The organism is Acetobacter sp., from assembly GCF_047723915.1.
Taxonomy (GTDB): Bacteria; Pseudomonadota; Alphaproteobacteria; order Acetobacterales; family Acetobacteraceae; genus Acetobacter.
Genome location: NZ_JBDOBQ010000034.1, coordinates 1 through 15520 on the forward strand (window position 1 = coordinate 1; position 15520 = coordinate 15520).

At 65.8% G+C, this 15520-nt stretch carries 14 protein-coding genes and 1 riboswitch; of the genes, 13 read left to right on the top strand and 1 reads right to left on the bottom strand.

Annotated features, from left to right (window positions below; genetic code table 11):
- From ABF990_RS13385 to ABF990_RS13400, 4 genes are all read left to right on the top strand, one after another.
- The coding region (locus ABF990_RS13385; RefSeq protein WP_415506647.1) for a hypothetical protein at positions 1-329 on the top strand (329 nt) is incomplete at its 5' end.
- A gap of 2 nt (positions 330-331) precedes the next feature.
- The gene (locus ABF990_RS13390; protein WP_415500831.1) at positions 332-802 is read left to right on the top strand and encodes a hypothetical protein; all 471 of its coding nucleotides are present in this window, start codon (positions 332-334) and stop codon (positions 800-802) included.
- Positions 799-990 carry a hypothetical protein gene (locus tag ABF990_RS13395; RefSeq protein ID WP_415491518.1) on the top strand — a complete coding sequence of 64 codons (192 nt, stop codon included), beginning with the start codon at positions 799-801 and terminating at the stop codon, positions 988-990. Before ABF990_RS13390 ends, ABF990_RS13395 begins: the two co-directional genes overlap by 4 nt.
- A gap of 130 nt (positions 991-1120) precedes the next feature.
- Positions 1121-1687 carry a hypothetical protein gene (locus tag ABF990_RS13400; protein WP_415500832.1) on the top strand — a complete coding sequence of 189 codons (567 nt, stop codon included), beginning with the start codon at positions 1121-1123 and terminating at the stop codon, positions 1685-1687.
- Between the two features lie 69 nt (positions 1688-1756).
- Here the strand turns inward: ABF990_RS13400 and ABF990_RS13405 are convergent, their stop codons facing one another.
- Positions 1757-1897: a hypothetical protein gene (locus ABF990_RS13405; RefSeq protein WP_415500833.1), complete on the bottom strand. Its 141-nt coding sequence runs from the start codon at positions 1895-1897 to the stop codon at positions 1757-1759.
- Between the two features lie 176 nt (positions 1898-2073).
- Here ABF990_RS13405 and ABF990_RS13410 point away from each other — a divergent pair, with 176 nt between their 5' ends.
- The 9 genes from ABF990_RS13410 to gcvT all read left to right on the top strand — a co-directional run bounded on the left by ABF990_RS13410 (position 2074) and on the right by gcvT (position 15508).
- Complete coding sequence (locus ABF990_RS13410) at positions 2074-2865, top strand: hypothetical protein (RefSeq protein WP_415491532.1); 792 nt, start codon at positions 2074-2076, stop codon at positions 2863-2865.
- A 73-nt stretch (positions 2866-2938) separates the two neighbouring features.
- Positions 2939-3265, top strand: a complete 327-nt coding sequence (locus ABF990_RS13415) for a YnfA family protein (protein WP_415491515.1) — start codon at positions 2939-2941, stop codon at positions 3263-3265.
- 130 nt (positions 3266-3395) lie between these two features.
- The gene (locus ABF990_RS13420) at positions 3396-5240 is read left to right on the top strand and encodes a putative bifunctional diguanylate cyclase/phosphodiesterase (protein WP_415491514.1); all 1845 of its coding nucleotides are present in this window, start codon (positions 3396-3398) and stop codon (positions 5238-5240) included.
- A 429-nt stretch (positions 5241-5669) separates the two neighbouring features.
- Positions 5670-6443: an SDR family NAD(P)-dependent oxidoreductase gene (locus ABF990_RS13425; RefSeq protein ID WP_415500834.1), complete on the top strand. Its 774-nt coding sequence runs from the start codon at positions 5670-5672 to the stop codon at positions 6441-6443.
- 76 nt (positions 6444-6519) lie between these two features.
- Positions 6520-7800, top strand: a complete 1281-nt coding sequence (locus ABF990_RS13430; protein ID WP_415500835.1) for an MFS transporter — start codon at positions 6520-6522, stop codon at positions 7798-7800.
- A 114-nt stretch (positions 7801-7914) separates the two neighbouring features.
- Positions 7915-12240 carry a hypothetical protein gene (locus tag ABF990_RS13435; protein WP_415506648.1) on the top strand — a complete coding sequence of 1442 codons (4326 nt, stop codon included), beginning with the start codon at positions 7915-7917 and terminating at the stop codon, positions 12238-12240.
- A gap of 315 nt (positions 12241-12555) precedes the next feature.
- Entirely contained in the window at positions 12556-13023 is a 468-nt protein-coding gene (speD, locus tag ABF990_RS13440; protein ID WP_415491510.1) for an adenosylmethionine decarboxylase, read from the top strand.
- 124 nt (positions 13024-13147) lie between these two features.
- Positions 13148-14014, top strand: coding sequence for a polyamine aminopropyltransferase (gene speE, locus ABF990_RS13445; protein ID WP_415500787.1), 867 nt, complete (start codon positions 13148-13150; stop codon positions 14012-14014).
- 100 nt (positions 14015-14114) lie between these two features.
- Positions 14115-14202: riboswitch (glycine riboswitch) on the top strand.
- A 154-nt stretch (positions 14203-14356) separates the two neighbouring features.
- The gene (gene gcvT / locus ABF990_RS13450; protein ID WP_415500786.1) at positions 14357-15508 is read left to right on the top strand and encodes a glycine cleavage system aminomethyltransferase GcvT; all 1152 of its coding nucleotides are present in this window, start codon (positions 14357-14359) and stop codon (positions 15506-15508) included.
- Positions 15509-15520 lie beyond the last annotated feature (12 nt).

The following is a 15520-nucleotide window of genomic DNA, read 5'->3' on the forward strand; positions in this document are numbered from 1 at the left end:
GTGCCCACCCGCCCGATCCGGGCGCGGCCTGCGCAGGCGCACCCCGCACCACCCCACCCGATCCGTCGGGTGCCGGAGCGGACCCGCAAAGCGGGCTTGCGCCGCCGCTACCCGCGACATCCCTCGACCGGGATATCGGTCGGCTTGAAGGGCGGGTGGATTCACTGGAACGCGCGGTGGAACGGCTTGAAAATTCCGTCAATGGCCTGTTGCGGATTATCGATTTCGCCAGAAATGGAATCCGTCTGGTTTATGCCGCCATCGGCCTGATCGGGATAGACGGGCTGGTGCGCGCGGTTGCGGTCCTTGCCCATCTGGCGGGGCGCTGAACATGAGCGGGCTCGATCCTGGCCAGTTCAAGGCGCTGGTGGTGCGGCCAACGCTGCTGCGGCTCGGGCTGGATGGCCCGGCAGCCCTCAACCTGCTGACCGGCACCGCCCTGGCCGAGAGCGGGCTGGTGTTTCTCAGGCAGGTCAGCGGTCCGGCGCTGGGGGTGTTCCAGATGGAACCTGCAACGCATGATGACTGCTGGGCCAGTTTTCTGTCGGCACATCCCGCGTTGGCCGACCCCGTCAGGGCGATTGCGGGCATGCAGGCTCCGTCGGCGGGGCTGATGGTGTCAAACCTGGGTTATGCCTGCGCCATGGCGCGGATCAAATACTACCGCGCTGCGGCCCCTTTGCCGCAGGCCGGTCGCGCCGCCGGGCTGAGCGCGTACCACAAGCAATATTACAACACCATGCTGGGTGCGGCCAATGCCGCCTGTAACCAGCAGTTTTTTCAGAAAGCGATCGATGCATGAATGACACCGCGACCGTACTGGGGCTGTTTGCCTCGCTCGCCGTAACGCTGTGCGCCATTGTGGCGCGGTTCTGGCCCCGTCCCAAAACCGCCGGGGTGTGGCTGCAACTTTACCTGCTGGTCAATGCCGTGGCCCAGAACGGCGGGCATGCCACCAACGCGGATGACGTGAAGGCTGGCAAATCCTGAACGCGGGCCGTTCAGGTTGTTTGGGGATTCTGCCCCGAAAAAAGGGGCACGCAGGGACCGCTCTGTCGTCGACCTGTCTGTTGTGTCCGGTCTGTTTTATCCGGTCTGGTTTATGGAGAAAGATACTGTCATGATTTTTTCCCGCCGCGCGGTCATGCGGCACGGGGCGCGCATGGGCGCGCTTGCGGCCGCCACCACTCTTGCTGCCTGCACTGTTACCACGTCGGGTTCCACCACCACCGTTACGCTCGATGTTGCAAAGGTCCGGGCCTATGGCCAGGCGGGACTGAACGCTGCGGCCACGGTCATGGATTTTCTGGCCCCCCTGCCGGGCCTTGCCCCGTATGTCGCGGGTATTCGCACGGCCTGCGCCGGGCTGTCTGGGGCGCTGGGGGCGTTTTCCGCCGCCGTGGGTCCGGCACTGGCTGTGTCCTATGACGATGCGACATGGAAAACGCTGGTCAATTCCATCCTGTCCGATATGGGGGCGGTGTCTTCCGCCATTGCCGCGGCCATACAGGGCGGGGGATCAACGTTTTCAGCCAGTGTCGGGGCGGATGCCACAACGGCGCTGAACGCACTGGATACGCTGATAAACCTGTTCAGCGGGGTGCTGGGTCTTGCGGGTGCCGCCCTCACACCCGGCCAGCCCCGCATGACCGAGCGCCAGGCCCTGAAAATTCTGGGCGTGGGCTGAACCCTTGCGCCGGGTCCAGGCCTGCCCCCGTTATGTCGCGGGTGCGCCGGGGGCAGGTTTCAAGGGGCTTTACCAGCGCCCGTCGCGGTGGCGGTCGCCACCGTGGTAGCCGTCGCGGTAGTAGCCGTCCCGGCGGTGATCGTGGTCATGTCCGCAACCGGACAGCAGGCATGTGGCCAGCAGCAGGCCGATACTACTCAGTTTAAACATGGCGGACCTCCTTTACGGACTGTTTGCGAACGCGACCCTGCGGTGGTCGGGGTCTCAGACAGTCCTCATGTTGTGCCTCTTACCAGTGTAACGCCAATTCTGGCGTAAAGTTGGCGCCGCCGCCGGAATTCGAAAAAGGTACAGCCATGCATAACGGACCGGTCGGGCGCGCGCGGGTGCTCTCGCGCAGGCTGGGCTGCCTGCCCGCGCGTGTACAGGCCCGGCAACCGCGCTTGGCGGGGCTGCGCATGATGCAGGTGCTGCCCCCGCCACGGCTGCTCCGCACAGGTATTGACCCCGCCCCGCTGATGCTGGGCAACGACACGCTGGGTGACTGCACCAGCGCGGGGCTGGGTAACGCCATCCGGGCCGTGGCGGCACTGGGGGGGTACCAGGTGGCGGTGACGCAGGCCGATGCCATCCGCTTTTACGCCGCAAGCACGGGCTACAGCCCTGCCAGCCCCGCAACCGATCTGGGCGGGGTGGAGGCTGATATTCTGGCGTATGCCGCCCGGCACGGTTTTGCGCTGGGCGCGCAGACCCTGTACCCGCTATGGGGCAGTGCGGACCCGCTCGATTTCAACGCCCTGCGGCTGGTCATGGCCGGGTTTGGGGTGGCCTATCTGGGGGTCCGGCTTTCGGTTTCGGATATGGACCTGATCGAAGCGACAGACGGCGCCTGCGTGCTGGATGTAACCGGCCAGACCTGTGGCGATACGACTCCGGGCAGCGCGGGCGGGCATTGCCTGCTGGCCTGGGCGTATGACGGTACGGCCCCCACGGACCGCGTAACGCTGCTGACATGGGGCAGCGCCGCCACACGCTGCACATGGCGCTGGCTGGCCAGCCGGATCATGGAAGTGCATGGCCTGCTCTGGCCGCAACTGGTGCTGGCGAACGGCTCTTACCCAACCGGCCCCGATCTCGCGACCCTGCGCGCCCGTAACGCCGCCCTGCTTGCCGGGTAGTGGCCCGGCCTGCCATTGTGGCCGGCAGCGTCGCGCATGCGGCGGATGCAGAAGGGGCCGGGCAGGTGCGGGAATGGTGACGGGGCTTGTGTACGCGGCGGCGGCGCTGTGCGAAATCGGCGGGTGCTTTGCGTTCTGGGCCTGGCTGCGGCTTGGCCGCTCGCCGCTGTGGCTCATGCCCGGATGCGTGTCCCTTGTGGCGTTTGCAAGCCTGCTGACACTGGTGCAGACCGACGCAGCGGGTCGTGCTTTTGCGGCCTATGGGGGCATTTATATTGTCGCGTCCTGCCTGTGGGGCTGGCTGGTCGAAGGCGTGGTGCCCGACCGGTGGGACATGGCGGGGGTGGCGCTGTCCCTGGTGGGGGCCGCTGTCATCATGCTGGGGCCGCACCCGTCCTGAACGCCGCAGTTTTCCGCCCGCGCGCGCCCGCGTGCGCCTGTACCGATGAAGATATTGTGAAAGTGTTATGAGATCATGGCGCGGGTGTTCTATTGTCGGAAGCGATCAGTAATTTGAGCCAGACAGATAAATGACATCTCAGGACATTTCAGGGCCGCATACAGACCGGCCCGCGCCGCCCGCCCCCAATGACCTGAACAGCGCTACGGACAGCGGCACCGCTGCTGCACCCGGCGGCGTTACAGACGGTATGACAGACGGCATTGCCCTGGGGCCGGTCCAGTTCCTGCGCATGCTCGACCAGATTCCCGTCGCGGTGATGATGCTCGATGCCGCAACGCTGCGTATTTCCTATATCAACGAGACCTCGAAACAAACGCTGGACCAGATCCGCGATCTGCTGCCCGTGCCGGTTGAGAACCTGATCGGCGCCAATGTCGATATCTTTCACAAGAACCCGGCCCATCAGCGCGCCCTGCTGGCCGACCCCGGCAACCTGCCCCACCGGGCGCGTATCCGCCTGGGGGATGAAATTCTCGATCTTCTGATTTCCAGCATTACCGGACTGGAGGGCGACTATATCGGCCCCATGCTGACGTGGTCGCTCGTGACCGCCCAGGTCAAGGCGGAAGAGCGGATCGTGCAACTGGCCTGTTTCGATACGCTGACCGGGCTCAAGAACCGTTCCGCCTTTTTTGACGATCTGAGCGCAACGCTCGACAAAATCCGCCAGGCCGAAAACCCGCAGGTGCATGCCCTCCTGTTTGTGGACCTGGACGGTTTCAAGTTCGTCAACGACACGTACGGGCATGCCACGGGCGATCTCATGCTCAAGACGGTGGCGGACGTGCTGCGCGATATCTGCGACACGTATGGTGCGTCCCTCGGGCGGATCGGGGGGGATGAGTTCGCGGTTCTGGTGCCCTCCACCTCGGTCGAGACCATCGACATCATGACCCGGAAGGTGATCGGAACGCTGGAGCGCCCGTTCACCCTGCCCCAGGGCCTGCAACACCAGATTGGCGCGTCGATCGGGGTGGCGTATTCGCCCGAACACGGCGTGGACCCCACCCTGCTGCTGTCCCGCGCGGACATGGCGCTTTATGCCGCCAAGGGGGCTGGCAAGGGCACGGCCCGCGTTTTCATGCCGGAAATGGAAGTCCGCCTGCAGATGCGCGGCAACCTGGAAGGCATGCTGCGCGAGGCCTTTGCCGAACGGCGCGACCTGTTCGTGTTCTACCAGCCGATCATCGACCTCAAGACCGGCAACGTCGTCTCGCGCGAGGCGCTGCTGCGCTGGTACGACCCTGTGCAGGGCTGGATTTCCCCCGCCGACTTCATACCCGTGGCGGAAGAAACCGGGCTGATCTACGAACTGGACGAATTCGTGCTGTCCACCGCCTGCGCGGAAGCCGCCAAATGGGAGGACGAGGTTACGGTGGCGGTCAATGTGTCCGCCGCCTGCCTGGGGCTGAACCGCCTGCCCGCCGCGGTCAGCCGCGCCCTGGAGCAGAGCGGCCTGCCCGGCGCGCGACTGAATGTGGAAGTGACCGAAACAGCGCTCATGCAGGGCGGAGCCGATGCGCTGCGCGACCTCCAGGCCATTCGCGCCCTGGGGGTTGCCATCTGCCTGGACGATTTCGGCACCGGGTTTTCCTCACTGGCGCATCTGCGCTCCTTCCCCTTCGACAAGATCAAGATCGACGGTTCCTTCGTGCGCGATGGCGACACCCGCGCGGACTGCGACGCCATTGTCAGCGCGCTGGCCCAGCTTGGCGCCACCCTGGGGGTGGATACGGTGGCCGAAGGGGTGGAAACGTCGCAGCAGCACCAGCGGATCAAGGCCGAGGGCTGCACCCAGGCGCAGGGCTTCCTGTTCGGCCACCCCCTGCCCGGTGGCATGGATGTCAACCGGGTGAACGAACTTGTGGCAGGCCGCCCGGGCGCGGGCGGTATGGGCCACCCCATACCCTGACGGGACCGCTTTCCGCCCACGCCATTCGGCGTCCGCCCGTTTTTTGCCTGTGATCCAGTCCGTGCCATCCCGGCCAGTGCCATCCCGGTCAGTGCCGGGCAGGCTTGCCGGGGTGGCCCGCCGTCGTGGGGGCCAGCAGGTTTTGCGTCTTCTGCGCATGTCATCGCCTTGCCCTGTGGATGAGCAACTGGTCTGAAGCCCGAACCTGACGGGCAATGGCGGATTGGCTATTCCTGCGGGTGATAGCTGGACGCGCAAAACTCTCTTTCATTGCATAGTCAAAACAGACCATTCTGATGACCGGTCAGGCACTGATTCAGGCTGAATGCTGCATGAAAAATGGTGCAACGATATCAATAAATCGTCTTTTTCTGCGCCTTTTTTCCAAGGGATGATGCAGTATTTATTGAACTATACAGGAGGGTGTACGTGACGCTGACGAACAAGGTCGCTCTGGTGACTGGCGCGGCCCAGGGTATAGGGCTTGCCTGCGCGGAGCGTTTGGTGGCCGATGGTGCAAAGGTGCTGATGGTCGACCGCGACGCGGCATTCCTGACGACACAAACTGCCCATCTGGGTGAAAAGGTAGCCTGTCTGGCGGCCGATCTTGCCGCAATCGACAGGGATGGGGCACAAAGTATTGTCCAGGCCGCGCTGACGGCGTTCGGTCGGCTGGATATTCTGATCAACAACGCGGGCATCATGCATCTGGATGACTTTGTCGCCTATCCGGAAACTGCTTTCGATGCGGTCATGCGGGTCAACGTCAAGGCGCCTTTCCTGCTCGGGCAGGCGGCAGCCCGCGCCATGATTGCGCAGGGGGAAGGGGGCTGTGTCATCAACATGTCGTCGACCAATGCGATACTGGTCAATCCTGCTTCTACCGCCTACGAGGTTTCCAAGGGAGCGATCAGGCAACTGACGGCGGTCATGGCGGCCGATCTGATCCGCTACGGTATTCGGGTCAACGCCATCGGGCCTGGTACAATTCTGACCGACATGGTGAAAAAGTCACTGATGATGAACGCGGACCAGCAGGACATGATCCTGTCCCGCACGCCCATCGGGCGCTGTGGCGACCCCGCGGAAGTCGCCAGCGTTGCGTCTTTTCTGGCCAGTGATGACGCATCCTATATTGTCGGTCAGACGATCTATGTCGACGGTGGGCGGCTTGTCCTGAACTATACGACCGCAAATACATAGTTAAAGACATGGCATTCTCTTTTTGTGGCCTCTTTTCGCGTTGTGGGCTCATGCGTCCGGCCGGGTCCGCCTGGTCATGACCTCTCATGGCCCACATACGGGTGATGCGCCCGGTGCCCGGTCCTGTGCGCCTACGCGCATGGTGTGGGGTTTGCCTCTGGCGCTGGGGTGGGGGTATGTGGCTGTCGCCCTTTTTATGACGGGGGACGGGATCGAGGTCACGTTTCTGTCCCGCTACGTGACGGATACTGGCTTTTCCGCGCGGGACGCCGCGCTGCTGTTTTCCGCATTCGGGGCGACGGCCGCGGTTTCGGGGTGGCTGTCGGGTATTCTGGCCGAAGTGTATGGGGCCCGCCACGTCATGCTTGTCGGCGCCGCATGGTGGGTGCTGTGCCAGGCGGCTTTTTTAAAATTCGGTATTGAAGCATCCAGTTATGAAATGATGCTTCTGTTTTATGCGTTGCGGGGCTTTGCCCACCCACTGTTCTTTTATGCATTTTTTCTGCGGATCGTGCAGGTTGCGCCGCAGACCCGGCTGGCCTCGGCTCTGGGGTGGCTCTGGTCTGTCTACACCATCGGCTATGGCGTACTGGCGACCTTTATCGCAGGTATTGCGATCCCCCATTTCGGGGTTCTGCCGACGTTGTGGATGTCCCTGTTCTGGATTGTGGCCGGGGCCGTCGTGGCTTTTTTCGCCGTTACGTCTGCCGCAACCCCTGACCGGGGCGCGGGCGGGTCGGGCCGGGCGTTGCGTCAGGCCCTGGCCAGCCTGCCGGTCATTATAAAAAACCGCGATATTGCAATCATGTTTTTCCTGCGGGTCGTATCCAATCTGTCGCTGTACGGTTTTCCTGTTGTCATGCCCCTGTTTTATACATCGGCGCAGGGTGGGTTTAGCATGGCGCAATGGATGATGGTTTACGGCGTGTATTTTTTCGTCCAGCCTTTCGGCAATGTGGCATGGGGGCTTATTGGCGATCGCATCGGCTGGATCAGGCAACTCCGCTGGGCGGGTTTTTTCGGGTGTGCGCTCACGACGCTTCTTTTTTATTACGTGCCACTGTTTGCGCCGGGGAACATGGTTCTCGCAACCGGTGCCGCGGCCCTGGCGGCTGTCACCGTAACGTCGTTCGTGGCGATCAGCGCACTTTTTCCCGCTCTTGTGCCGTCTCATAAAGGCGGCGCGGTTTCCATCCAGAATCTCGGTGGCGGGTTAAGCAATTTTCTGGGTCCGGCACTGGCTGCCGGTCTGGTTACGCATTGGGGCGTGCAGGGTGTTATCGTGGCATATGCGGCCCTGTATACCGTGGCCGGTGGCATGACGTTCTTCCTGCGTTTCAGGCAGCCCGGTTTCTAGCACGGGGCTGGCGTCGGGTGTGGGCCGTTGTGCCCGGCGGGTATTGAAGGCCATGCTGGGCGCGGTTCCACCGCCCGCTCTGGAAAAACAGGCCGTCGTGCTCTAGCGTGGGGCATGGCTTTATCCCGCCCTGCGACTGTTCTGTCTCCCCCCCGTCATGCACCGGCGGGGCTGCGTGTGTCCGAATGCTGCCCCGTGTCCCGCCGCGGGGTTTCGGTGGTGTCGCGGCCGGTTCGGCCCGGTGGGGCAGGTCGGCGGTTCATGGCCATGCTGATGGCGGGCAGCATGCTGGTGGCAAATATGCCGGTGTCGGCTGTGCTGGCCCGCGCCAGCCAGCATCCTGCCCGTCATGCGGCGTCCCATTCCGCTCCCCATTTCCCTGGGGGCGGGGCGGCCGCGTGGTCTGTGGCCGATGCGCAGGCCGGGCCGGGTCTTTTTATCGCCTCTGACAGCACGACCGGTCTGGCCGCGTTCCGGTCGGGGGACATGCTGCTGCTTGTGGCCGACCGTGCACTGCCACAGCCCCCCCGCCTGTCTGGCTGGCCCGGCCCGGCGGATGCCGCGCTGCAAAGTATCGTGCTGGATCATGCGACACTGTTCCGGCTGGCGCTGCCTGCTGCGGTGCGTGATGTCACCTTCACCCATGACCCCGACGGCTGGCGCATGCATGTGCGTCTGCCCGGCCCACAGCCTGCCTTGAAAACAGCCCAGCAGGGACTGTCGCGGGGAGTTCCAGAGGGAGGCCCACAGGGAGTTCCACAGGCAGAACCGCAGCTTACCCGTCAGGTCGTCCCGCAGGCTGCTGCGCAGTCTGCCGGTTCGCACTCTGCCGTGTCCGCAGCACCGGCCGTTGCGGCGGCTCCCGCGCCTGCTCCTTCCGTCGTGGCGGCGCAGGCTGGCCCGGCCCCTATGGAGGTGGCGCTGCCCGGCCATGTCGTGTTTGCCGGCGTACCTGCCGGGCACGTGCTGAGCCTGCCTGACCCCGCGTCGGGCGGGCGGCTGCTGGTTGCGACATCCGTGGCGGTGACGGGGGCCATCCCGGCCGGGCATGCGGCGGTAGGGTATGGCGTGCGCGCGTCCTGGCAGGGCGTGGTGGTGGCGGCGGATTCCGCCCAGATTACGCTGCGCGAAACCGCACGCGGGCCGGACCTGCAAGCTGTTGCCATGGCTCCGCTACCGGTTGGCAAAACGCCTGCCAGCGGCCCGCCCGACCAGCCGGGGCAGGACCGGCTATGGCTGGGCCTGAACGGGCCGCCTTTGGCTGGCAGCGCCCTTGCCACGGCGCAACAGACCTGGTTGCGGACCCACGCCGCGTTGCTGGCGGCGTTGACAGCGCCAGCGTCACCCGTGCCGCAACGGGGCAGGGCCCATGCGGCCCCCACAGGCAGGCCTGCGAACACGGCAGACGCGCCCAAAGCTGCGGCGGGCCATGACGGTGCGGCCCCCGAGCCAGAGCGGGCCGATGCCCCGGCGGAAATTCCGGCAGGTGCTGGGCCGGACAGCAGCACGGCAGAGGGCGCGACCCCGCTCCAGACTCAAGCCCAGCGCCCGCCCCCGCCCCCGGCCTATACCGATGATGTCGATGCCGGGTCTGTCACGTTCTCCCAGCAGGCATCGACCGACGGCGGTGCTGTCGGGCAGACGGACAATGCCAGTGCGCAACCCGATACCCCACAGCAGGACAGCATCACCCCGGCAGACCAGATAAGGCCAGACCAGACAGGAGCAGAGGAGACCGGGCCCGCTCAGAGCAGGTCCAGTCAGGGTGGGCCAGGCCAGGCAGAGGCAAGTCAGGCAGAGCAGGGTCAAGTCGAGTCAGGGCAGGCCGGATCGGAGCAGACAGGGCTGGAGCAGGCGGGGCCGGGGCGGGCTGGGGCAGGGCAGATCGCCGCAAATCGGGCGGCGCATGACAGTTCGGGCAGCCGGAGCGTAACCGAGACGGTGGCAGGTCAGCCGGACAAAACCGGCGCGGAAGACACCAGCCCAGGTGACGCCACGCAGCCCCAGACAGGCCCGGTCGAATCCATTCAGGCCCAATCCGCTCAGACTGACACAACGCAGACTGACACGGCACAGGCTGATACAACACAGGCTGACAGGGCACAGGCCACTCCAACGCGGGTGACCTCAACGCGCACCGAAACCCGCCTGGACGAAAACGGCAGTCCAGCAAACGGGCCGGATGACACAGGCCCGGGGGCAACGGCATCCGGCACGACAGAATCCGGGGTGTCGGCACCCGACGCAACGTCACCCGGCACATCGGCACCCGATGGAAAAGCACAGCCCGCCCCCCAGCCCCGCGCTCTGGCCGGTAGTGACGAACCGGGCAAGTCCGCCCGCCCGGGGGCTGCCGGTGCCGTCCCGACTGCCAGCGCGCCTGTGGCACGCAGGGTCGGTGTCGTCCCGACTGCGGTGGGGGGGAGTGCGCCGCTGCCCCCATGGCCGGTGCGTATTGCTGCCGCGCGGGAGGCCTTTGCCCTCGGGCTGGCGCATGAAAGCTGGCTGCTGCTGCGTGACCTGCCCATACCCGTGCCCACACTGCCGCCCGCAGGGGTGGTTGGGGCAGGCGGGCCGCATGGCCACGCCCCTGCGGGTAGGGTGTCCTGGGGGGCGGATACGCCCGAGAGTCTTGGCATGCTGCGCGCCAGTGCCGCCCTGCTGGCCGGGCAGATGGATGCCGCCCGCCCGCTGGCGGATGCGGATATCCGCCTTGGTCCGCAATGGGCGCTGTGGCGGGCGCTGTATCAGATGCAGGCCGGGGCAGACAGCACGCAGACCGCCATTCTGCTGGCGCGGGATTTTGGCCATCTGCAAACCTACCCCGCCCCCGTGCGTGACCTGCTGGCCGCCCGCGTGGCCACGTATATCGCCCGGTTCGGCCCGGCGGATGCGCGGGCCGTTCTTGCCGCGCTGCCAGATGACCCGGCCTTTGCCTTCGCGCAGGCGCTGCTGGTCCGCCAGGATGACGGGGGCGAGACCGCCCGCGCTATGCTCGAACGTCTTTCCGGGGTCGAATCCGCCCAGACAGCGGCTTACGCCCGGGCCGCCCTTGTGGGGCTGATGCGTGAACAGGACCAGATTTCCCCGGCCATGGCGGCGGATGCCTTTGCCCAGTTGCTCGGCCTGCCCACTGGCGGGCAGGTGGCCCGCGCGGCACAGGCCCGTAAGACCGGGCGCAGGGCGGATAAGCCCGATCGGGCTGCCAGCCCGCACGGGGCCGCTGGCGGAATTGCCGATGGCGGAATTGCCGATGGAGGCGCTGGTGGGGCCGCTGGTGGGGCCGCTGACACGGGGGCTGGAGGGGGAACTGGCGCGGCGTCGCCGGTTGCCGCCACCGGGGCGGATGACGCAATACGGCTGGATTACGCGCAGGCTTTGGTGCAGGCGGGCAGGGTACCTGCCGCTCTGGCCGTGCTGGCTGGATTGAATCCGGGGGAACAGGCCCCCATCGACCGGATCGAAGCCGCATGGCGCGCGGCCCTGTATGCGCTGGTATTTGGCGCGGGTAACGGTGCTGGTGATGGTGCAGGCCCTGCCGGGCAGGAGGTGACGGCACCCGCGCCGGGTCAGCTTGCGGTGGTGGGTGCGAACCTGCGGCACCTGACGGACGGTCCGGCCAAGGCCAAGCTGCTGGCGGGGTATGGTCGCCAGCTTCTGGTTGCGGCGCGGCAGGCAGAGCAATCAGGTGCACAGGATGCCGGACAGCCCCCCGGCTCCGGCGGCCATGGCGCGCCCGGCGGTCGGTCAGGCGCTGCCACGGGTCGCCCCGGTCTGCGCCCCGCAGGGGCCGGTACGGGGGCAAAGCCGCTTTCCGGCACCGCACCGCATGCTGGCTCCGCCACTCCCGATACCGGCGGGCCGGGCGATGTTGCGGACAGGATGACTGACCCCGCCGCCTTGCGTGACGCAGCGCAGGCCGCGCGTGTATTTGCCCAGGCCGAAATTCTGAGCGCCGAACCGCTGATGCGCGCCGACAGCGCCGAGCTTCTGGCGCGCGCCGCACTCGATTCGGGGCAGGTGGCGCTGGCCCGCGCCGCGCTCGAGCGTGGGCTGCTACCCGACCTGCCACCGGACCTGACGGCCCGCCGCCGGTATGACGAGGCCCGGCTGGCCGCCATGACCGGCGATACCGCAGGAGCCCTGCTGCTGCTGGGCGAGGATGAATCGGATACGGGGCTGGACCTGCGCGCCCGCCTGTCCGAACGGGCGGGGCTGTGGCCGCAGGCCGTGCTGGTGCTGGGCAGGCTGTGCAGCCGCGCCCTGCCCGAACACGGCGCCCTGACCCCCGGTCAGCGTGCCCTGGCCAGCAGGCTCGCGGCTGACGCCATCAACGCCAACGACCCCGAAACCCTGCGCCGCCTGCGTGGCTGGGTGGCCGACCGCATGGATCTGCCCCGCCCGCTCGTCATGCAGGTGCCCCCCCACGCCACGCCCTGAAAAAGATGCCAGTCCTGCGCCGCTGCTGCCCCGGCTCCTGTTCCGGTTCTGAGCCTGTCTGGCGCCGACTTTCTGCCAGTCTTCCGCCAGTCTTGCCCCGCGTCCGGGGGCGTGCCGCAGCACTGTTCCCCGTCCGGCCCGCAGGCGCGGGCGGGCCTGTTGGCCGTGATGCACAGCGCGAGCCGGATTGTGAAAAAACGATGAAACAGCGCATTTATTGCTTGCAATGGCGGATATAAGGCCCTAGTTAGCGCGCTCTTGGCCCAAGGGGGCGATCCCGCCCAACAGGCTGTCTACTGGTTTGGGGGTACGTCAATGAACGCACTTGCTCAACTGGGGATGGTCTCGGAACTCCCGAGCAATAACCAGGCATTTTCATCACCGCTCTCGTCCGCTGACGAAGAACGTAAAGACTACTTTGTCGAAAAGAACGGCGAGAAATTTGCAGGAACGCACCTGCTTGTCGATCTGTGGGGTGCGACCAACCTGGACGATCCGGAAAAGATCGACCAGACCCTGTGCGAAGCGGCGGTGACCGCCGGGGCGACCATTCTGCACAGCCATTTTCACCATTTCACGCCCAATGGCGGCGTGTCTGGCGTGGTGGTGCTGGCGGAAAGCCATATTTCCATTCACACATGGCCCGAACGCAATTTTGCGGCGGTCGATATCTTCATGTGTGGCGCATGCGACCCGCATCTGGCCATTCCGGTCATGCAGCGTCTGTTCCAGGCCAAACGGCTTGAAGTGAACGAAGAACGTCGCGGTCGCGTCGCGGCGTGAAGCTACGGGGCCCGGCTGCGACCGGGCCCGTTCTTTTACCAATATACATCATTTGGTGTCAGGTGGGACTGGCGGCATCCGTGCGGGTGTGGCCAGCCTTGCCGCGTTGAGCGGGATTGCTGTCATGGCTGAAACATGGATTGAAGAAACCCTGTACGACAAGTGGGGCCAGCGCTTCCGCGTGATGACCGAACTGGCGCGCGTGCGCAGCCCGTTCCAGGACATTGTCGTGTTCGAAAGCGAATCTCACGGTCGGGTGCTGCTGCTGGACGGCGTGGTGCAGATTACCGAGCGTGACGAGTTCGTGTACCAGGAAATGCTGACCCATGTGCCGCTGTTCAGCCACCCGGACCCCAGAAAGGTGCTGATTATCGGCGCGGGCGATGGCGGGGTGCTGCGTCGCGTGCTCGAACATCCCGGTGTCGAAAAAGCCGTCATGGTGGAAATCGACGGTGCGGTCATCGACCTGTCCAAGCAGTACCTGCCCGCCATCGCGGGGGACGCCTGGACCAACCCGCGCGCCGAGGTGATCGTGGGTGACGGAATCGACTACGTGACCCGCGCGCCCGATGCGTCGTTCGATGTCATTATCGTCGACAGCACGGACCCGATCGGTGTGGGTGAGGTCCTGTTCACGGATTCGTTCTACGAAAACTGCGCCCGGGTGCTGACCGCGCAGGGCCTGATCGTGAACCAGTGCGGCGTGCCCTTCATGCAGGCTGAAGAACTGTACGAAACCAGCCTGCGCCGCGCCAAGTTCTTTGCGCATGTGTCGGCCTATGTCGCGGCGGTGCCCACCTATGTGGGCGGGTTCATGACGCTGGGCATTGCCTCCAAGGGCGGTGCGCTGGCCGGGCAGGACGTGGCGAAGGTGCGCGCGCGGGCCGAACAGGCGGGCATTGCGGGCAAGACCCAGTACTGGACGCCCGAAATCCATGCCGGCGCGTTCAACCTGCCGCCCTATATCGCCCGGCACCTGCCCACGACCTGACGGCCCCGAACGCGCCGCCAGCCCCACGCCACCCCCACGGACCGGCTGGCGTGGAGGCATGGTCGCGATTGACTCGGGTTTGAAATAATGCGACCTTTGATGTCGCGCAGAGGGAGAGACTGGCCACGCGCCAGCGCCGAAGGAGCAACCGCCCCGGAAACTCTCAGGCAAAAGGACCCTGCGCGCAAAACTTCTGGAGAGAGGTGCCCCAAGTGGCATCCGCCGACGGGATAGCGATCTCAGGCACAAGCACAGAAGGGGCAGCGGACACTCCGGTCCCGCACCCCTGTTTTACCCCGGCCAGGCCGGGTGGGTGTCGGGCCTTACCTGAAGGCTGCACGTATGGACACCACCGCCCTGCTCCAAACCCCTTTATATGACTGGCATGTGCGCCAGGGCGGCAAAATGGTGCCGTTCGCGGGCTACGCCATGCCCGTGCAATATGCCGATGGCATTATGGTCGAACACCGTCACACGCGTGAGGCGGCGGGCCTGTTCGATGTCTCGCATATGGGGCAGGTGCGCGTAACCGCGCGTTCGGGCAACGTGGCCGATGTGGCCGCGGCGCTTGAGCGGCTGGTGCCCGCCGATATTGTCGCCCTCAAGCCCGGTCGGCAGCGCTACACGCAGTTCACCAACGCGGCGGGCGGTATTCTCGATGACCTGATGATCACCCGGCTGGATGACACGATCCTGCTGGTGGTGAACGCCGCGTGCAAGGCGGCGGATATCGCGCATCTGCGTGCGGGGCTTGCAGCCGACTGCACGGTCGAGGTGCTGGAAGACCGCGCCCTGATCGCCCTGCAGGGCCCGGCGGCGGAGGACGCACTGGCCGCCATTCTCTCCCCCGCCGATGCCGGGACCCTGCGCGCCATGGCGTTCATGGATGTGCGGGTGCTGCCCATTGCCGGGGCGGACTGCGTGATCTCGCGGTCGGGTTATACGGGGGAGGACGGGTTTGAAATTTCCATTCCCGCCACAGGGGCCGAGGCACTGGCCACCGCGCTGACCGCGCAGCCGCAGGTCAGGCCCATTGGGCTGGGCGCGCGCGACAGCCTGCGGCTTGAGGCCGGGCTGTGCCTGTACGGTGCGGATATCGATGAAACCACTACCCCGGTCGAGGCCGGGCTGGAATGGTCCATCCAGAAAAGCCGCCGCACGGGCGGTGCGCGGGCTGGAGGTTTTCCCGGTGCCGAAATCGTTCTGGCCCAACTGGCCCAGGGTGTGACCCGCAAACGCGTGGGCCTGCGCCCCGATGGCCGTGCCCCCGTGCGCGGTGGTGCCCCGCTTTACACCGATAGCAGCTTTGCCGATGGCATTGGCGGCATTACCTCCGGCGGGTTCGGCCCCACGGTGGAAGCCCCGGTGGCCATGGGGTATGTCGCGACACCGCATGCGGCGGCGGGCACGCAGGTCGTGGCCGAACTGCGCGGCCGTGCGGTGCCGTGTACTGTAAGCCCGCTGCCGTTCGTGCCGGCGGGTTTCAGGCGTTAAGGGCGAACGGGC